Genomic DNA, 21349 nt, shown 5'->3' with positions numbered 1-21349 from the left:
AAGAAGATAATGAAGGAAAATTATGTTAATTGAAATTTGTTGTTAGTTTCATTAGAACTAAATCAAATTAACATATTTAATTTATTGAGGCATGATGAAAATTTGACTATGTGTTATCGCAAACACCTGAAAAAGTGAGGAACATACTGATTTTTGTTACGTTTTAACTTGTATGTATAGTTATTATATATATATTTGTCTGTCAAAATATGAAAAACGACTTAGTTCTAATGATACTACGTTGTTATTATTATTTAAAATAGAACCGTTTGATTTTAAATAGAAAGAGATTTCCGTATGAACATAATAATAACTTTAAACAAAAAAGAGTAAATGCCTATGCACTAAAAAAGAAAGAAAAGAGAGCCCGATCTCTCTAAAAAGAGTATGAAAATTAAAAAAGCACAAATGTAGAATCACTTAAATCAAAAACGATTTTTCATGAGAAAGTCATTTATCTTATTATTGGCGTTTTTTCTGTGTGTTACAGGATATGCACAGAAACTAACGATTAGTGGTGTCGTCATTGACAAGGATCTAAATGAGCCACTAACAGGAGTGAACGTGTTAGTAAAAGGTACGACAACCGGTACCATTACTGACTTTGATGGAAAATATACCTTGGAGGCTGACGCAAACTCTATTTTGGTATTCTCTTATTTAAGTATGAAAACGATTGAGGAGCCTGTAAATGGCCGTACGAAAATCGATGTTACGATGGTTTCAGACGCAGAGGCTTTGGATGAGGTTGTCGTAACGGCGATGGGTATCAAACGTGAATCAAAGACTTTGACTTATTCCGCACAAACGGTAGGCGGTAAGGACTTGAACGAGATTAAGAATGTGAATATGATCAACTCTTTACAAGGAAAGAGCGCTGGTTTGCAGATTACCCCGAACTCTACGGGTGCGGGTGGTTCTTCCAAGATCTTGTTCCGTGGTAATAAATCTATTAGTGGTAATAATCAGCCGTTGATCGTTGTGGATGGTGTTCCTATGATGATGAATGTCTCGGATTCACAGATTGATGGATCTTATGGTGGTGGTCGTGACGGTGGTGATGCCATGTCTACTATCAACCCGGACGATATCGCTCAGATTACCTTGTTGAAAGGTGCTTCCGCCGCTGCTTTGTATGGTGCGGTCGCTGCCAACGGTGCCATTATGGTTACGACTAAGTCGTCTCAGTCTGGAAAAGTCGCTATAAATGTATCTAGCAATACGACGGTTGAGACTCCGATGGTGTTACCGAAGTTCCAGAATTCTTATGGCGTAAGTAACCAAGGAACGTTTAGCTGGGGCGATAAGCTTGCTTCTTCTTCTCCAAATTATGCGAAGGATTATTATAATCTTGGCTATACGACCAACAACTCTATCTCGTTGGCTGGTGGTAATGATAATATCTCATCTTATTTTTCTTATGCGAATGTATCTTCTAATGGTATCGTTCCGGAGAATACATATATGAGCCATAACTTGCTAGCGAAGGTTGGCTTTAACCTATGGACAAAACTTCATGTAGACGTGTCTGCTCGTTATAATAATCAGCATATTGAGAACCAGCCGACTGCCGGTTATGTAGGTAATCCTACTTTGGGCGCTTACTTGTTTCCAAGAGGAGAGGACTGGGATTATTATAAGAGTAACTATGAGGTGTACGATGGTACAAGAAATATAAATGTACACAATTGGACAAATACCGCTCAAGAGCAGTTCTCCAATCCATACTGGATGTTGAATCGCCAAAAACCGGTTTCTTATCGTAATCGCTATGAGTTTGGCGGTAGTGTCAAGTATGACATAATGGAAGGTCTTTCCGTTACAGGTCGCCTGCGTTATGAACGTGGTGATGAGACATGGAACTTGAATGAATATGCGTCTAGTACAGCAGGCCGTAACTTGCTGGGTACGATGAAAGACACACGCGTGAATAGCGAGCAGACTTATGGTGATTTGTTGGCCCAATATAATAAGACTTGGGAGGATACTTATTCTTTGTCTGTAACCGCAGGTGGAAGCTACCAAAAGACAAAAAGTTCTTCTTTAGAATTGATCGGTTGGGGTGATTCTCAGTTCTCTGTTAACGATGCGGGCGTGATTACAAGTGGTGCTTACTATCCTAATATCTTCTCTCCGGCTAACTATTATAAATTACAGACTACAAAGACTTTGGCCGAGAAACGTTTAAATTCAGTGTTTGCTACTGCCCAATTTGGTTATAAGGAAGGTCTATTTATCGATGTTAGTGCCCGTAACGACTGGTCCTCAACATTGGCGTTTACAGATGGTGTTTCATTCTTCTATCCGTCTGTTGGAGCAAGTGTTTTGTTGGATAGATTTATTGATTTCGGCAAGAACGTGGATTTATTCAAGTTACGTGCTTCTTATTCTATTGTAGGTAACGATGTGCCTATCGGTGTGACCAACGAGCGTTATACATTAGGAGATCAAGGAGCGTTGAATCCGCCGGAAAAATCATCTTTCCGTACGTTGAAACCAGAAAAGACAAATTCGTTGGAAGTCGGCTTTGATGGTACATTCTTCCAGAATCGTTTCAACGTAAATTTGACCTATTATAAGACAAATACCAAGAATCAATATTTTGACATCTCCGCTCCATGGGAAACAGGTTTGAAGAGCCGTTATATTAATGCTGGTAATGTACAAAACCAAGGTTTCGAGGTTAGTCTAGGTTGGTATAATCAATTTACAGATAATTTCAGCTGGAGCACGAACTTTAACTTCTCTTACAATAATAACAAGATTATAGAGTTGGCCGACGAGCTTTCCGAGTGGAACCTGACAAGTTATTGTACAGGTGCCAAAGTGCTCTTGAAAGAAGGTGGGCATTTCGGAGACCTTTATGTTCGTGACTTACAACGTGATGATAACGGAAAGCCTATTGTCTCTGATACCGGTGCCCCTGTATTAGCGGGATCCGATAATAAAGATCTTGTTTATGCGGGCGATATGAATGCGAAAGTGAACATGGGTTGGACAAATACCTTCCACTATAAAGATTTCACGTTGTCATTCTTAATCGATGCGAAGGTTGGTGGTAAGGTCTTGTCGATGACTGAGGCTACCATGGATGGTTGGGGCGTTTCCGAACGTTCTGGTTTGGCTCGTGACGCAGGTTTTGTAGAGGTCGATGGAGTACAATTTGATCCGCAATTGTATTATTCAACTACCGGTGGTACAAGCTACAACTCTAATATCTTGACTTCCCAGTACGTATATGACGCAACTAATGTTCGTTTGCGTGAGTTATCATTTGGTTATACCTTCCGCAACTTGTTTGGCGCAGGTAAAAACTTGACCGCTTCTATCATTGGACGTAACTTGTTCTTCTTCTATAAGGATGCTCCGATGGATCCGGATGTAGCTGCTGGAACGGGTAATGGCTGGCAGGGTATCGATATGTTTGCGTTGCCGACAACCCGTAGCTTTGGTTTGAACTTAAAACTTAATTTCTAAATCTTACAGGTATTACTTATGAAACTAAATAGAATTCTAAAATATGCGGCTGTATCAGCTTTAGCTTTTAGCACAGGATTAACAACCGTGAGCTGTACAGACGATTTTGAGACATTGAATACCGATCAGTATGAGGTAGACCCGAACACTCTTCCTTTCTCTGCGCAGTTTAAAGAACCGCTGTCTTATGTATATGCTCCGCAACAGAACTTGTTCCAGTACTGCTTTAGTTTGAACGTAGACTTGTTTAGTGGTTATTTCATGACACCACATAATTTCAATGGTTCCGGTAACGTGGATTATGCGTTGAATCGTAGTTTTTGTGGAGGTATGTACGAGAATGTTTATTTGCACATATTCAATAATACACGTCGTTTGATCGCCTCTTGTGACGAACAAGGATTGACAGACTATGCGGGAATGATGCGTGTTGTTCAGGCTTATGCGGTCCAGATGTTGACGGATGTTTACGGCCCGGTAGCTTATACGTCTTGCATCGAAGATCCGACAAATGGTGCTTCGTTCTCTTATGATACACAGCAGAGCATTTATAACTCCATTTTCGAATTGTTAGATAAAGCGCTTCAAGATTTCCAGAGTCCGAAATCCACATTGGAGGAGAGACAGTCATTCGACTATTGGTGTAATGGCGATTTGGATATGTGGATTCAAGTAGCCAATCAATTAAAGCTACGTGCAGCCTTGCGTATCGTGAAGGCCGACCCGACTTTAGCTAAACAAAAAGCTGAAGAGGCTGCCAAGGGCGCTATCTTAAAGCAGGATGTATTGATCAATAAGAGTTTGAGTAATGAGCAAACTCGTATGTTCGAATGGGGAGATAGTGGCATGAACGCTAACTTAACCACGATACTGGAAGGATTCCAAGATCCTCGCTTACCGCTGTATATGACGAAGAACCAAGCTGATGTTGAATGTGAGGATGGGAAGACGATCGATTCCGGTACTCAATATTTAGGTATTCGCGGCGGCTGTGACTTGCCTGCTAAACCGAATCAATGGGGTAACTTCTCGAAGATCGTTTGTTCTTATACAACAGCTTTACCGGTAATGATGGCAGCCGAAGGTTATTTCTTGCGTGCGGAAGGTGCGTTGCGTGGTTGGAGTAACATGGGAGGTACGGCGAAGGAACTGTATGAACAAGGTATCCGTGTTTCTATTAAGAATCAGTTGGCTTATAAGGGAAGTCTGGCCGGAGTAAGCTCAATTTCAGAAACAGAGATCGATGCTTATATCAGTGGCACGACAACACAAAAGGACTTCGTCGACCCGGTTAATGGTCAAAACAGCATCAAGGCTCAGAATGATATTACGGTTAAGTGGGATGAGAGCGCAACTAATGAGAAGAAATTACAACGTATCATTACACAGAAATGGATTGCGAACTTCCCGTTGTCTTGCGAGGCTTGGGCGGAATTTCGTCGTACAGGTTATCCGAAATTATTCCCGAACCGCGTGAATAAGAGTAATGGGGATATTGATACGAATGAACAGGTTCGTCGTTTATTGTATTCCGATAATGAGGATAATACGAATACCGTGGAATATCAAAAAGGTATCGAGCTGCTGAACCAAGAGAATACGGGTTCGATCTCCGGTGATAAAGGTGGTACTCATGTATGGTGGGATAAAGCTGGTGCAGGTAATTTCTAATCGGCATTAATAGGTTTTATTGTTAAATAATATGTAATGAAAGGGCTTCTTCGAGTTTGCGAAGAGGCCCTTCTGAATTTTGTAGTACTTTAGAAGGATAAATCTAAGATTATATGATGAACAGATGTATTTATTTATTTTGTTGGCTTTGTCTGGCTTGCTGGTTAAAGCCCTTATCAGCAGAGGAGCAAGCCTTGTTGGCGATCCCGGAGCCGGGAGAGAAAACCTTGATTCACTCAGATTGGTATGCCCGGAAAGCGAATGAAGTGAAAATGGATGGGAACCGGTTGAGTGCGGCGCCTTTGGATAAAACAGGATGGTTACCAGCCCGTGTGCCGAGCACGGTATTGACTACACTTTTGGAGAACCATATGTATCCGGCTCCCGAGTTCGGCTTGAATAACAATCTGATACCCGATATACATGAGGTCGGCAATGATTTCTATACTTATTGGTTTACTCGTCAGTTTACTATCAATAATTTACCAGAGGGACGTAATGTCTGGTTAAATTTCCGGGGCATTAATTATAAGGCGGAAATCTTTTTAAATGGTAAGCGGATCAATCGAAATACCCATGAGGGCATGTTCTTGAGGAAGACTTTTAATATAACCCCTTATCTTCGTACGGATGCCCCCAATGTATTAGCGGTATTGGTTTATCCACCTACACATGCCGGAAATCCGAATGGCGGACAAGGTGGTGATGGGCAGATCGCCCGGAATAATACGATGCAATATACGCCGGGTTGGGACTGGATACAACCGGTACGTGACCGGAATACGGGTATTTGGGATGAGGTCTCTATTACGACAACCGGGCCGGTATGCCTCTCTTCTCCTTATGTCGTGACCAAGGTACCCGGCGTACGTGATCCGGAAACGAAAACTCAAAGGGAGGCTTTTGTGAATACCTCTGTCGAGCTAGAGAATACCGGGAGCACTTCCTTAAAGGGGCTATTGGTTTGTGAGACGAACGGAACCCGCTTAACCCAGCCGGTTACTTTATCGCCATTCGAGAAGAAAACGGTATCCTTGAATCCTTTAGCGGTAAAGAATCCTCGTTTATGGTGGCCTAACGGTATCGGTGAGCAGCCTTTATATGATATGAACCTCTCTTTTGAGATCGGGAATCAAGTGAGTGACCGTGAACGGTTGCGTTACGGTATCCGAGAGATTACTTCCGATAAATGCCCGGATAACGGGGGACGCCGTTTCTTCGTGAACGGACAGAAAATATACGTCACGGGTGGTAACTATATTAATTCCGATTGGCTGCTTCGTCTTTCTCCGGAACGTTATCGGGATGAGGTACGTTTCCATGCGGAAATGAATCTGCGTATGATCCGTGTATGGGGAGGTGCGTTGGTGGAACGGCCGGAATTCTATAACGCCTGTGATGAGTTCGGTATCTTAGTCTTTCAAGATCTGTGGGGCAGTGGTGATTGCAATGGCGCTTGGGAGGACCCGACCAAGATGGATTCCCGAGAGCGTCGTTGGGAATATCCTGATAATCACGATTTATTTATCGCCTCCGTGGAAGATCAAGTGAAAATGATCCGTAACCATCCGAGTCTTTGTTTCTGGTGTGGGGCGAATGAATGGCCTTTAGCGAAAGATATCGATCAATGTTTGAGAAAGGAGGTTTTCCCCCGGTTAGATCCGGAGCGTCTTTTCGTGAGTTTCTCTACAGATACGTTGTTTACCCGGAATTATTTGGGGGATAATGGGGATGGTCCTTACGGTATACAAGAGCCGGAATGGTTCTTTAGCTTCCGTTCGCATCCGTTTAATCCGGAAGCCGGATCGGTTGGTTCCCCGGAGGTCGAGAGTATGCGGGAGATGATGACGGAACAGGATTTGGCCGGTTTCCCAAGGAAAGGTTTTACTCGTAATTATACGTGGCGGTATCATAAGGATCTGGGCTATGGCGATCATCTGGAGCGATATGGGGAGGTGAAGGATATCGAGACCTATTGTAAGTATGCCCAAGTCGTGAACTATGACCAATATCGTAGTTTTATGGAAGGCTGGGCCTCTCATATGTGGGATTGGTATACGGGTATCTTGATCTGGAAAACCCAGAATCCATGGACATCCTTGCGGGGGCAAATGTATGATTGGTCTCTCGATGTAAATGCTTCCTTGTACGGAACCCGGAAAGGCTGTGAACCTTTACATGCCTATTATAACCCGGTAACCCGTAAGGCGGGATTGTTGAATACGACCCTGAAAGATTATACGGATTTATCGATTATAGCCCGTATTTATAATCTGGAAGGCAAACTGCTTTGGGAGAAAGAGACGAGAGCGAGCTCCAAGGCGAATACGGTACAGGAATTATTGGATATCCCCGTTCCGGAAGGGATCCAAGGCGCTTATTTCTTACGGCTGGCTTTGAATGCGGACGTTCCCAATATTTATTGGCTGACAACCGAGCCGAAAGACTACACCAGCTTATCTCAACTTCCGAAGTCAAGACCGGATATCAAGACCGAGATCAAGAAGGAAGGCTCGAATTTCGTAGGTACAGTCCGTCTGAGCGCAGATTCGCAGATCTCGTTCTTCAACCGTATCAAGGTTTTTGATAGGGAGACAGGCAAACGAATCCTACCGGTACATTATTCGGATAACTATATTACGCTAATGCCGGGTGACCAACAAGAAATAAGCTTGGAGTTCCCTGCTAATCTGCCGGAGGAGCGAATACAAATCGTGGTGGATAGCTACAATTCTCCTTTGCCTTGACGTACGATCTCGAAATTATCCGTCGTGCAATCTATAACCGTAGAGGCTTCCAATCCTCCGAAACCGCCATCGATTACGATATCCACTTGATGCTCGTATTTCTCGTGTATCAATTCCGGATCTGTCGTATATTCGATCACCTCATCCTCGTCACGGATGGACATGGTTAGGATTGGATTTCCCAAGGATTGTACCAATGTACGGGTAATGTTATTGTCCGGTACACGGATTCCGACTTCTTTCCGGTTCTTGTAAATCTTTGGAAGCTCGCTGCTGGTGGGTAAGATAAAGGTGAAAGGACCGGGTAGATGTTTCTTCATCAGCTTGAAAGCGGCATTGCTTACCTTGGCGTATTCACTAAGATTAGACAGGTCGTAGCAGATGATAGACAGGTTGCTTTTCTGTGGATTAACCCCTTTCATCTGACATATTTTCTCTACCGCACGCACGTTTAACGCATCGCAACCGATCGCGTAAACCGTGTCGGTAGGATAAACGACAAGGCCGCCGTCCTGCAGGACTTTGACGACCTTGTCTATTTCTTTTTGATTCGGATTCTCCGGATAGATTCTCACTAACATATTAGCCGTAGATAATGTGTCCGTTCTCGTCTGTATATTCCTCTAATCCTTTACTATATTGGTTCATGGCCCGGAGGCTCATACCCATGCTTGAGAAACCACCATCGTGGTATAGGTTCTGCATCGTTACCTTGCGGGTAAAGTCGGAGAACATCATTACGCAATAGTCCGCGCACTCGTCGGCGTTGGCGTTACCCAGTGGACTCATTTTGTTAGAAAAGTCCATCAAGTGTTCCATTCCCTTCACGCCACTACCTGCGGTTGTCATTGTCGGGGATTGGGAGATCGTGTTCACACGTACGCCTTTCTCACGGCCATAGATGTAACCGAAACTACGGGCGATAGATTCCAGCAGGCTCTTAGCGTCCGCCATATCGTTGTATCCGAAGAACGTGCGCTGGGCGGCCACATAACTTAATGCCACGACGGAACCATTCTCGGCGATAGCGTCTTGTTTCTTGGCTACCTGTAGCATCTTGTGGAAAGAGATAGCGGAGATATCCAACGTCTTTTCCAGCATTCCATAGTCCAGATCATCGTACGTACGTTTCTTGCGTACGTTCGGGCTCATACCGATAGAATGTAAAACGAAATCTATTTTACCACCTAATATTTCCACTGACTTCGCGAATACGGTCTCCAGATCCTCTACGCTGGTTGCGTCCGCCGGGATTACCTGCGCGTTCAACTTCTCCGCCAAAGCATCTACCTGACCCATACGAACAGCGATAGGCGTATTGCTTAACGTGATAGTCGCACCTTCCTCTACGGCTCTTTCTGCCACTTTCCAGGCGATAGACATATCGTTTAGCGCACCGAAGATAATGCCTCTCTTGCCTTTCAATAAATTATGACTCATACCTCTTGTTTATTAATTACGGCACAAACATACACAAAATGTGCAACATACGCAAATGAATATCATAGCCTGACATTTGAATATGTGCCTTGATATTAAAACAAGGTAGAGCCATTCTTTGTTGGCAGTTACTTCTTATTCCCGGAAATAAACCCTCTTTACCCGAGGCGAGATAGAGGTTAATATCTCATAAGGGATTGTTTTCAGTTTATCCGAAAGTTCGCTCACCGGTAGTTCGTCGCCGAAAATAATTACGGCGTCGCCTTCTTGCGCATGGATGTCGGTGACGTCGATCATGCAAGCGTCCATGCAGATGTTGCCGATAATCGGGCAGCGTTGTCCATTGATCAAGACCTCCCCGCCTCCGTTGCTGAAGTGGCGATCCAATCCGTCGGCGTATCCGATCGGGATGATAGCGATCCGGGAATCACGTTTCACATAACTCATACGGCTATAACCGATCGAATCCCCTGCGGGTACGTTTTGTATTTGCAGGATCGTCGTCTTCAAGGTGCTGACGTTCCGTAAGCCTTTTTGTCCGGATGCGCTTACTCCATATAAACCGATACCTAAACGTACCATATCCATTTGATAAGCGGCGAAACGCTCGATTCCTGCGGAGTTTAGGATATGTTTGATTACCTTATACTCTAACCCGTTTTCTAATTCCCCTGCGGCTTTGGTGAATTTATCCAATTGTTGATGGGTAAAATCATCGAAGACGTACGAGTCGCTTCCGGCTAAATGAGAGAAGACCGAACGGGCGATAACCCCGGATTGTGCTCTCAAGCGTTCACAGATCGCCGGGACATCCTCCGGTTGAAACCCTAGGCGATGCATGCCGGTATCGATCTTGATATGGATAGGGTAAGAGGTGATCCCTCTGCGCTCGGTCTCCCGGATCATGGCATCCAATAGGCGGAAGCTATAGACTTCCGGTTCCAGATGGTTCTCGAACAAGACATTGAAACTGCTGAACTCCGGATTCATGACGATAATAGGGATCGAGATACCTTCTTTACGCAATTCGGCTCCCTCGTCGGCTACCGCCACGGCCAGATAGTCGCAACGATGTTCTTGAAGGGTCTTCGCCAACTCGTAAGAGCCGGCTCCATAACCGAAAGCTTTTACCATACAAACCATCTTAGTCTCCGGCTTTAGCTTGGAACGATACTGATTGAAGTTGTGTACGATCGCGTCCAGATTTACCTCTAGGATCGTCTCATGCACCTTTTTCTCCAACAACTCGGAGATCTGCTCGAAATGGAAATGGCGGGAACCTTTAATCAAGATCAACTCATCCTTGAATTTCTTGAAGGAAGGAGACTTGATAAATTCCTCGGTGGTCGTGTAAAACTCCTTCTCGATCTCGAAGACGGAAGCATATTCCTTTAAGTCGCGGCCGATACCGACGATACGATCTATCTTCTTACGGCGAACCAAATCGGCGACCTTCTTATATAGAGATTTCGGCAAGGTGCCCGATTGAAGGATATCGGAGAGGATTAAAGTGCTCTTTAATTGCTTGCCTACCCGGCGGCTTTGTTGGAAATCGAGTGCGATATCCAAGGAGTTGATATCCGAGTTATAGGTATCATTTATCAATAGGCAATTGTTGATACCTTGCTTTACGTCCAATCGCATAGCCACCGGCTCAAGATGTAAGAATTTCGTTACGTCGTTTACGCTGGTGGGTTTTAGGTAAAGCATAACCGCCATACAATGGATCACGTTCTCGATAGAAGCGTCGTCCGTGAACGGAATGGTAACGACCCGGTTGAAGCCCAGTAAAGTACAGTGAATGATCGTCTCAAACTCTTTCTTATCGATAGACTCGATAAACAAAGGAGCCTCGGAGTCCGTACGGCTCCACGCGATCGCTTTATGAGAAAGGCAAGCCGATTCGATACAATTGGCGATAAATAAATCATCCCCATCATAAATAATGGCTTCGCAATCATTGAAAAGCGTCAGCTTCTCCATACATTTCTGATTGGAGGAGAGGAAATTCTCTTGATGAGCCTCCCCGATATTCGTGATGATACCGATCGTGGGGGCGATGATGGGTTGCAGGCGTTCCATCTCGTCCGGTTGTGAGATACCGGCCTCGAAGATGCCCAGTGTATTTTTCTCGCTCATCTGCCATACCGAGAGAGGAACCCCCAACTGGGAGTTGTAGCTCCGGGGCGAACGTACGATGTTGAACTCGTTATGCAGCAGTTGATAGAGGAATTCCTTTACGATCGTCTTTCCGTTGCTACCGGTGATGCCGATCACGGGGATGTTGAATTGCTTCCTGTGGTGAGTCGCCAGCTTTTGTAAAGCTCGTAACGTATCTTTTACGATCAGGAAGTTCGCATCCTTCATGCTCTCGAACTCCGGTAGCATATCGCTTACCACGAAGTTGCGAACACGAAGTTTATAGAGTTCCTGTATATATCTATGTCCGTCGTTCGTCTTGGTTTTCAAGGCGAAGAAGAGGCTTTTTTCCGGGAAGGAGAGACGACGGCTATCTGTCAACAGCAAACTGACCGTATCGTCAAGCAATTGGTTTGTTTTAGCACCGATAACTCTTGCTATTTCTTTAATTGCGTATTCCATTCTTTTATTTTAGTTTAGACTTTACTATTTCGATCTCTTTTCTGATATCAAAGGAAGGAATTTTCTTGCTAATTCGTTCCATCTTTAACAAAGTTTGAAGTATAAACCGCTTATAGGCTTCGCTATCCGGTTGAAAGGGCTTATGGTTAATAGCTTTTTGAATATCACCCCATTCTTTAAGGATTGCCGAAGTGTCTGTGGATAAGAAATTTTCGATAAAACGTTGCCAAATATAATCAATGGCCAATGGGGAGGGATGGAGCATATCGTCCGCATAGAAACGATAATCCCGGAGCTCGTCCATAAGGATCTCATAAGCGGGGAAGTAGGCGATTCGGTCGGGATAATCTTTCTGTAAGGCATCCGTGGCTAGCAATAGGGTGGCTTTGCTGAGTTGGTTCTCGTGCGCCCCGTCTTTCCAGTGGCGGATCGGACTTACGGTAAATAAGATTTTCAAGGCGGGATTTTGTTCCCAAAGGGCTAGTAACAGAGGTTTCCAGTCCTCGACGATCTCTTGCGTGGATAATCGTTGCCGGTCGAACATCTTTTCCGGTAGCTTATGGCAATTCGACACGATTCGCCCGTCGCTCTTGAGGCGGTAGACGAAAGCGGTTCCCAACGTGATTACCAACCGGGTCGCTTTTCGCAGGAAATCGGAGGATTCGGATAAGCGGCTGTTTATATGGCCTAGGCATTCTTCTTCCGAGGGAGCGGAGAAACGGCTATGATGGGTAAAACTATGGTATATGCCCTCATGCTGGAATAAATCGCCGGGAGTGAAACGCTCCGGGCGTAGCAGCATCCTCAATCCTTCCGCTACGGAAGCCGGGTTATACAGAGTACCGAATGGGTTTATATCTACGGAGAACTTATTCTCTTCCAGCTTCCGCCCGATATTCTCGGCGAAGCAGGAGCCCATCATCACGACCCGGTCCTCATACGAGAAAGAGAATCGTGCTTTCGGCAACAGGATTCGGGTATAAAGTTCCATATTTACTTTTTCGCAAAAGTAGATATATGTTTACGGAAATGCAAATAAGGAAGGTGTTTTAGGGGAATAATGTAACAATGCCCATTGTAAGGTTGTTAGGATGGGCAGTATAAGGAGCTTACGATGGGCATTGTCGCGACCTTATAATGCCTATTGGCGGAAGGTCGGGAGTGATACTATAAAAGAACGGCGGTAACTTGTTGAGTGTTACCGCCGTTGGTCGTAGCCTTTGCCGGGGCTACGCTTCATCTCCCATCGTTGCCATATATTCTTTCCATAAGGAGTCTATGTCGTAATCATTGCCGAGCGCGTATTTCACGCCACCATCGAACGACCAAGGAATAACTTCTAATGTGCTTCGGTTGAACTTCCGCAGGAAATCCGGGTTTTTGGTTTGCGTAAGCCATGCGAGGAAGAAGCCTGTCGTGCGGTAACCATCCATATAATGGCCGCCTTTGGGACGATCTTCCAAGGTAAAACCGCCGTTTAGGTATCTTACGGCATCCGCCACACCTTCTATCATGGCCCAGAAAGTCTTATTAGTCCCATAGCTACCTATGCCTTGAGGCTCCAATTGGAAACCATGCGTCAGCTCATGGTATAATACGCCACGGGTCTCGTAATCCACTTTCGCGGTGTCGTTATTGGCAAAACTTTTCTCGATCCATTTCGTGCTGTATACGATACTGATGGAAGGGGGCGCTCCGTCTTTCGCGGATACCCCGTCGTATTCCTTTAATGTATAGTGGATCTCCTCGATGCCCGGGATACTATCTTCCGGAGTGAAATAAAGCGTTTCTACGACCTTGCGGGCGTGCTTGGTAATATAAGCTTCCGGATCAGGGATAACGGCGGCATAGATCGCCGAGCCCTTAGCCTCGGGGGAAAGATTCTCGAAATCGATCTTTCCGATGTAATAATTATCCCAAGGAGTAGGGGGAGCTTCCGCTACGGTAGCCGCCTGTTCCTTTTTGCCGGAGCAAGCGATGCAAGTCCACAGCAGGAAAGCACCGCTGATTAATTGTTTATATCTCATAAGTCTCATCTGTTTTTAGGTGAAAATAGGCTAATCTGTCAGTGAATAAGGACGATCCTCTCCGTTGAACAATCGCTTTTTGTTCGGGCTGGAAGTCATCTCGAAAGTGAGCGTTCCGCCGTTCAAGATGTCATCCTGCGTGATGTATCCTTTGGTATAGGGTTTCCCGTTTAGCTTTACCGCTTTTACATAACGGTTCTTGTCGCTGACTTTATCGGCTTTTACCTCGAAAGTCTTACCATTCTCCAAGCGAACCTTCATATATGGAAGGTAGGGAGCGCCTAATACGTATTGATCCGTACCCGGGCAAACCGGATAGAATCCCATGGCGGAAAGGATATACCAAGCGGACATCTGGCCGCAGTCGTCGTTACCACAAAGGCCGTCGATATTGTTGCGATACATCTTATTCATGATCTCACGTTGCCAGTATTGGGTTTTCCAAGGCTGGCTGGTCCATGTGTATAAGAATGGGATGTGATGGCTGGGTTCGTTGCCGTGTACATAACCTCCTAGTAATCCTTCTTTGGTTACGTCTTCGGTCTCGGCAAAGAACTCATCAGGAAGATGCATCGTGAATAAGGAATCCATTTTAGTGATGAATGCTTGCTCGCCTCCCATCAACTGAATCATACCATTGACATCTTGAGGGACATAGAAGGAATAATTCAAGGCATTTCCCTCGATAAACCCTTCACCGTGCGTGCTTAACAAACTGAAGTCCTCTTTGAATTTACCATTCGTATAACGGGGACGGGCATATCCGATCGAGGTATCGAATACATTCGCGTAATTGGACGCACGCTTTTTATAGGTATCGGCCACGGATCGGTTTCCCACTAATAAAGCTGTATTATAGATTGTCCAATCATCATAAGCATACTCCAAAGTCAAGGAGCCTGCGCTACCGTTGCGATCTAAAGGAACATAACCTAATTCCATAAACTCTTTGGTTCCCTCATAATACGGAATCGTAGAGCTGCTGATCATCGCTTTTAACGCGGCGTCTTTATCGATCGGTAATCCTTTGGCGATAGCATCTGCCAAGACAGAGACGGAATGATAACCGATCATGCACCAGTTCTCGTTTGCCATATGGCTCCAGATCGGCAAGGCATGATGAACGCTTTGCTCGCAATGTTTCAACATAGATTTGGCGATATCCGTGTTAACTTGTCGGTTGATGATATTGAACAGGGGATGTAGGGCACGATAGGTATCCCATACGGAAAAAACCGTATAGTTCGTGAATCCGTCCGCTTGATGGATATTATGGTCGAGTCCGCGGTATTGACCGTCAACGTCCGTATATACGCAAGGATTGATCATCGTGTGATACAAGGAGGTGTAAAGCATAGCCAATTGATCATCGCTTCCTTTCGCGTCGATGACGGAGAGCGCTTTATTCCAAGTATCGGAGGCTTTGGCGGCTAATTGGTCGAAGTCCGCACCGGAAGCCTCGGCACGTAGATTTTTCAAGGCTCCCTCGGTGCTGACTCCGGAAAGGGCGACTTTCACTTCCAACTCATCAGACGTTTTCGGATCGAAATCAAAATAAGCGACGATCTTACGTCCTCCGATATCCGGGAAGTTCTCTTTCATATTGAACTTGGCATAACCGCCCCGATAATTAACTTTCGCTTTCTCTTCGCATCCGTAATGCGTGATCGGTTTGGAGAAAGACATGGCGAAATAAGTATAGTTGGTACGTGCCCAACCGTTTGTGATACGATAGCCGGTTACCAGCGTATCGTTCTCTACGCGAATATTGGTCCAAAGAACTTTGCCGTCATAGTTATAGATCCCGTGAATCATATCAAGGATAATGCGTTGGTTCTCACTGTTCGTAGGGTATGTGTATTTGTGGATGCCGGCCCGTTGGGTAGTGGTTAGTTGCGCCTTTACGCCATAATCGGCGAGCATCACCTCATAGTATCCGGGACGGGATATCTCGGTGTCATGCGAGAAGCGGGAACGGTAACCGCCATCGGGATTCGTGGCTGTACCGGGATTTAGCTTCAACGTTCCGGTGGTAGGCATAATCAAGATGTCTCCTAGGTCGGAGTGGCCGGTACCGCTGAAGTGGGTGTGGCTGAAACCTACGATGCTGCTATCCTTATGTTGATAGCCGGCGCAATACTCGTAGGAGCGAGGTTGGTATTTACCGTCTACGTTGTGCGGTATGGTATCCGTATCCGGACTGAGTTGCACGAGTCCGAAGGGTACGCAAGCGCCCGGGAATGTATGTCCCATTCCATTTGTCCCGATGATCGGGTTTACAAGATCAACTACATTAGTCTGTGCGATCGCTACTGTTGAGCTGGCTGCCAGAAAAAGGCAACACATCGATTTCTTGAGATTTATCATGTCGTATCAATTAGTTAGAAAAGGATGAAACATAAAAGGCCACCTTTGATAGTTCCAAGGATAACCTTTGATAGTGACAAAGGTAACCTTTTATATTTTCAGATCAATAAGTATAGTAGTCCTCTATCATTGTCAAGTGCTAATTTGTTAATAATGGATTTCTACTATACTTAGTTGATATTTAGAACAATGAGTTAGCCTCGTTCGGAGATAAGTTTGCGTTAGCATCCAATTGTCTTTGCGGAATAGGGAAGATATTACGCTTTGGTTCGTTGGATGCAGTCTTGTCCCACCAAGAAGTGGTTACGAACTTGTTAAAACGAACCAAGTCTGTACGGCGGATTCCTTCGAAAGCAAACTCTCTACCTTTTTCGGCTAAGAACTCATCCATTGTCAATGTAGCGGTCGTATATTTCGCTTTCTCCCAATCCTCTGCCTTGAAAGAACGTTGACGAACGCTGTTGATCATATCTACCACTTCTTGCGTTGCTTTGCCTCCGTTCTTACGCATCAAGGCCTCCGCTTTGTTATAGATAACCTCGGAATAACGGAACATCACCCAGTCGTTGTTCATATCGCCGGTAGTACCCGGTTGGATTTCATACTTGATAGAGCGAGCGCCGCTGTTTTCTTCGCCCTCGGTCATGGACTTAATGTAGTTTACGAATACCAAATCCTGCCCATTGTACTCCTCTGAACCTTTCAAAGGCTCTGCGGTCGTGTCGTAGTAGTAATTACCGTTTTCATCTACTTTGCGAGGATATTGCTTACCGATCAAGAAACCCTCAATTTTTCTCAAGTCGTTGTCAGCGAATGAGTCATAAAAGGTCGGTTGTGTCACCAAGCCGTTCCAAGGACCGGATTGCAAATCCCAGCCAGTTTGGTGTGCGTAATGCAACCAACGTTGATACCAACCCATTCCTTTGGCATATACTTCATCATACACGATTGACCAGATAATCTCGGTAGATCGCTTGTCGTTATCCGCACGGAAAGTGTCGTTCCACTTCTTATCCAATGCGAAACCTCCCTTAGCTAATTCATCGCAAGCTGCGATACAATCATCCCAGCGTGCTTGTCCAGTATAAATTTCCGCATTCAAATAGAGACGAGCCAATAATGCGTAAGCCCCCCATTTGGATACACGTCCGTAGGTCTCTGTTTTACTCTCTGACAAAGAAGGAATACTCTCGTTTAACTCTTTTTCGATCCAAGCGAATAACTCTGCGCGAGATTTGGAGGAAGGATTGATTTCACCGATTTTCTCGCAAATTGGAGCCGTACCGAACATATCCATCACATACCAATAACAGTAAGCGCGATATACACGCATCTCCGCTTGTGCTTGTGCTTTAGACATTGGAACTTGGAGTGCTTCAAAATCTATATTCTCTGTATCTGTAAGGAAGTTGTTAGCATATCCGATACCTTCAAATAATTTTTTCCAAGCATCCACTACTTGACCATCCGTAGGAATCCATTGATGGCGGTGTAAGCGAATCCAGTCTCCATTGTCATAGCCGTGGCGACCTTTTTGAGGCCATGCGGCACAGTCGGAAGATAACTCGTTACATGACCAAGGCGATTGGGCTACTTGCATAGTTCCACAGAAGTGTCCCCATGGACGCATCATGGCGGCCATTACCTCGCCTGCATTGTTGTAATAATTCTCAGCGATTACCGAGCTATGTATTTCCTCTGTCAGGTCCGTACAAGAGGTAAATGCGGTAGCTCCCAGCAATAATGAAATTGCGCATATATTTTTTAAAGCTTTCATTGTATTGTCTTAAATCTATTGTTACTTAATTAGAATCCAAAATTAACGCCAAACGTGAAGGTACGGGTGGTGGGATAAGATCCGCGCTTCTCTATACCTGCTTGTAGTCCTGTTACGTTTACGTCAGGGGTTAAACCAGAGTATCCTGTAATAGTCGCAAGATTGGTGACATTACCATAAATACGTAAGTTGCGCACATATTTATTATTTTTGAAGTTGAATGTATAACCTAGTGTCACGTTATCGATCTTCAAGAAGTTCCCTTTCTCTAGATAATAAGAAGAGAACAATGGTTGCTCTGTTACCTTGTTCTTCAAGGCATCCTTGTATACGTTTGTGCCAGACTGATCAATATTAACAGTCGTTCCGAAATAAATAGCACCCTCGTTCAATACGTCATAATCAAACATACCGCGCAGGAAGAAGCTGAAGTCAAAGTTCTTATAGGTAAATGTGTTCTGTAAGCCAGCCTTGAATTTCGGCAAACCATTACCGATAAAGGTACGGTCAGCGTCAGACAGACCTTCCTTTCCGTCTATGTCGCGAAGATTCCAAGTTCCGTCCGGATTGATACCATCGCATACATAACCGAAGAATGACGCGATCGGCTGTCCTTCTTGTAGGCGGTAAGCCTTGCCCGGGTTACCCGGAGAGGGCAGGTCATATTGATCCTCGTAAGAAGATTTGTACACGTCGTTAGACAAAGATGTCAATTTATTATTCTCGTATGAGAACGTGAAATTAGCCGTGTAAGAGAAATCCTTAGTCTTTACGACCTCTGCGTTTAATGCTAATTCTATACCTCTATTTCTCATTGTGCCTACGTTGGTGGTGATCGTGTTGTAGATCAAGGATGGCTGTTGGGCATTGTAGCTACTGATCAAGTCGCGAGTCGTACGACTATACCAATCGATCGTACCATTTAGGCGTCCACCTAGCAAGCCGAAGTCGAAACCGATGTTCAAGGACTCATTCTTCTCCCATTTCAAATCCGGATTCGGGTTGATATTCGGACCGTAAGTGGCGGTTAGCCATGAACCGGTGTAAGCGTTCCAAGCTCCAGCACCTGTGCCGTAGGTAGCGAGAGACATATATGGATCGGTAGGTAGACTACCCGTGATACCGAAACCGGCACGGAATTTCAATACGTCGAATACTTCTTGGCTCTCCATGAAGTCCTCACGAGAGATCATCCAGCCTGCGCTGACAGAGGGGAACCAAGCCCATTTGTTGTTCGCTCCGAACTTTGTGGAACCTTCACGGCGGATAGAGGCGCTGGCCATGTATTTACCGTCGTAATTATAGTTGGCACGGGCGAAGAAGGCGATCAGTTTGCTGGTCTCTTTTTTACTCTTCATCTCGGCCTTACCATCTTTTAGGTAACCGCCGGCTTCTAGGTTATTGGTACCGAATACGTCCGTCAAGAAGTTCTTGTTCTCGGCGCTGAATTGCTCGTATTCAAAATCTTGGTAACTGTATCCCAGCAAACCGGTAATATTGTGTACGCCGTTGATGGAAGTATTGTAGTTTGCTGTCCATTCAGTAGTACGATTGGTATTCTGATAATATTCTTTTTTGGCGCGTCCGTTTGTACCGTCTTTATATTGGCTATATTCCTCACGCATACTATAATCGTTAGTTAATGCGTCGTTCTTCTCCATAGCGAAGAAAGCGGCGGCTGTCAGACCGGGGATAATCTCATATTGAGCCTTGAAGTTCGCCAATAAATTCTTGAATTCCTTTTTCTTGGTACGCTGGTATATGCGGGCTACCGGGTTGAAATCTTCGTAACCGCTGTAAGTTTCCCAGAAGGAGCCGTCTTCCTTATAAATAGGCATCGTCGGGTTGATACGGATCGCCTGGTATAATATGCCGTAATTAGGGATATCTCCTACCTTATCCACATCATCGGAAACCGCGTCCACTTTCACGAAAGAGTTTGCTAGATTGAAAGAAAGCTGTAGTTTATCATCAAACGCACGGTGGTTCACGGCGATAGAGCCATTGATCGTTTCACGGCTGGTGTTACGGATCATACCATCATTCTTTTTGTAATTTAAAGAAGCGCGATAGTTTGTCTTACCATTACCACCGGTAGCGGTCAAGTTGTGTACATGGGTGAAATTACTCTTATTCAATAAAGCGTCGTAATGGTTATCCCGTCCACCAAAGTCGCGGATATTGGCGTTGTTGGTTTCCTTGCCATAAGCGACGAACTCGTCTCCATTTAAGATTTCCGGCCGTTTATAAACCGCCTCGTGCATGATATATCCTGAGTAATCCACTTGAGTAGTTCCGGCTTGCGGACGTCTCGTGGAGACGATGATCACACCGTTATTACCCCGGGTTCCGTAGATAGCGGCTGCGGAACCGTCTTTCAATACGTCGATCGCCTCGATATCCTCGGGTGCGATAGCGTTCAAAGAAGTCATATTACCCGGCATACCGTCAATAATAACGAGAGGCTCATTGCTACCTTTCAGAGATGAGGCACCACGCATCTGTACTTTTACCTCGCCATTCGGGTCGGTGCTACCACGTGATACAGTCAGACCAGCTACACGTCCTTCCACCAATTGCATCGGGTTCACTACCGGTGCCTTGTTAAAGTCGGATGCTTTCACGCTGGTAACGGATGAGGTGATCTCACCTTTCTTTTGGGAACCGTAACCTACGACTACTACCTCGTCTAGTGTCTCAGAGTCTTCAGCTAAGACTATGTTCAATGTTTTTTGCCCGGTATAACGAACTTCTTGGGATTTGAAGCCGATGAAGGAAAATACCAATGTGCTGTTATCCGGCACATCCAAGGTGAAATTTCCGTCAAAGTCCGAAGCTGTTCCGTTCGTGGTTCCTTTCACAACAATACTAACGCCAATCAGAGGTTCACCCTTTTGGTCTTTTACTACACCTTTAATGGTTGAACTTTGCTGTGCGATCTGATGAATCTCCATGTTTCCCATTTCAGGAACAGTAGAATCTTCGGCCGCATAAGAGGACTGAAACATTAAAGATAAACAAAGTAACAAAGAGGTTCGTCCACCTAATAAAGTCAGGCATTTCCTCGTCTTACCTTCACTCTTTTTTTTCATAAAAACATTAAATTAAAAGTTAATAATGTGCTTCCCGAAGGAAGAATACACACAAGCGGTTTGCTTTGTTATTCGACAGCAATATTAATAGGTCTTAACGAATTGAAGAGTGCTTTGAAATACCGAAGAAGTGTCATGAAATGCATATGG

The 21349-nt window shown here is 44.9% G+C and carries 11 protein-coding genes; 3 read left to right on the top strand and 8 right to left on the bottom strand.

Features of this window, described 5'->3' with window-relative positions:
* The first annotated feature begins 441 nt into the window (after window positions 1-441).
* The 3 genes from DWX33_RS08440 to DWX33_RS08430 all read left to right on the top strand — a co-directional run bounded on the left by DWX33_RS08440 (window position 442) and on the right by DWX33_RS08430 (window position 7895).
* Complete coding sequence (locus DWX33_RS08440) at window positions 442-3477, top strand: SusC/RagA family TonB-linked outer membrane protein (RefSeq protein ID WP_005867376.1); 3036 nt, start codon at window positions 442-444, stop codon at window positions 3475-3477.
* Window positions 3478-3495: 18 nt separating this feature from the next.
* Window positions 3496-5148 (top strand): SusD/RagB family nutrient-binding outer membrane lipoprotein, encoded by a 1653-nt coding sequence (locus DWX33_RS08435; protein WP_121961582.1) that lies wholly within the window; start codon window positions 3496-3498, stop codon window positions 5146-5148.
* A 113-nt stretch (window positions 5149-5261) separates the two neighbouring features.
* Window positions 5262-7895: a glycoside hydrolase family 2 TIM barrel-domain containing protein gene (locus tag DWX33_RS08430; RefSeq protein ID WP_122380196.1), complete on the top strand. Its 2634-nt coding sequence runs from the start codon at window positions 5262-5264 to the stop codon at window positions 7893-7895.
* Here the strand turns inward: DWX33_RS08430 and DWX33_RS08425 are convergent.
* The 8 genes from DWX33_RS08425 to DWX33_RS08390 all read right to left on the bottom strand — a co-directional run bounded on the left by DWX33_RS08425 (window position 7874) and on the right by DWX33_RS08390 (window position 21199).
* A complete protein-coding gene (locus DWX33_RS08425) occupies window positions 7874-8476 on the bottom strand; it encodes an L-threonylcarbamoyladenylate synthase (protein ID WP_005867379.1) in 603 nt (200 codons plus the stop codon). The two genes, DWX33_RS08430 and DWX33_RS08425, sit on opposite strands and share 22 nt — an antisense overlap.
* 1 nt (window position 8477) lies before the next feature.
* The gene (locus tag DWX33_RS08420) at window positions 8478-9335 is read right to left on the bottom strand and encodes an enoyl-ACP reductase (protein ID WP_005859732.1); all 858 of its coding nucleotides are present in this window, start codon (window positions 9333-9335) and stop codon (window positions 8478-8480) included.
* Window positions 9336-9470: 135 nt separating this feature from the next.
* Window positions 9471-11936: a bifunctional UDP-N-acetylmuramoyl-tripeptide:D-alanyl-D-alanine ligase/alanine racemase gene (locus tag DWX33_RS08415; RefSeq protein WP_122380195.1), complete on the bottom strand. Its 2466-nt coding sequence runs from the start codon at window positions 11934-11936 to the stop codon at window positions 9471-9473.
* Window positions 11937-11940: 4 nt separating this feature from the next.
* Window positions 11941-12927: a GSCFA domain-containing protein gene (locus DWX33_RS08410; RefSeq protein ID WP_121961579.1), complete on the bottom strand. Its 987-nt coding sequence runs from the start codon at window positions 12925-12927 to the stop codon at window positions 11941-11943.
* Between the two features lie 238 nt (window positions 12928-13165).
* Window positions 13166-13963, bottom strand: coding sequence for a basic secretory protein-like protein (locus tag DWX33_RS08405; RefSeq protein WP_009016816.1), 798 nt, complete (start codon window positions 13961-13963; stop codon window positions 13166-13168).
* Window positions 13964-13993: 30 nt separating this feature from the next.
* Window positions 13994-16330, bottom strand: coding sequence for a GH92 family glycosyl hydrolase (locus tag DWX33_RS08400; RefSeq protein ID WP_121961578.1), 2337 nt, complete (start codon window positions 16328-16330; stop codon window positions 13994-13996).
* 181 nt (window positions 16331-16511) lie between these two features.
* Complete coding sequence (locus tag DWX33_RS08395) at window positions 16512-18107, bottom strand: RagB/SusD family nutrient uptake outer membrane protein (RefSeq protein ID WP_005859723.1); 1596 nt, start codon at window positions 18105-18107, stop codon at window positions 16512-16514.
* A 29-nt stretch (window positions 18108-18136) separates the two neighbouring features.
* Window positions 18137-21199 carry a TonB-dependent receptor gene (locus DWX33_RS08390; RefSeq protein WP_005859721.1) on the bottom strand — a complete coding sequence of 1021 codons (3063 nt, stop codon included), beginning with the start codon at window positions 21197-21199 and terminating at the stop codon, window positions 18137-18139.
* Between the last annotated feature and the right edge of the window lie 150 nt (window positions 21200-21349).

This window comes from Parabacteroides sp. AF19-14, from assembly GCF_003635485.1.
In the GTDB taxonomy this organism is placed as follows: domain Bacteria; phylum Bacteroidota; class Bacteroidia; order Bacteroidales; family Tannerellaceae; genus Parabacteroides; species Parabacteroides distasonis.
The sequence above is the reverse complement of the archived record's forward strand: the minus strand, read 5'-3'. Positions and strand labels throughout refer to the sequence as shown.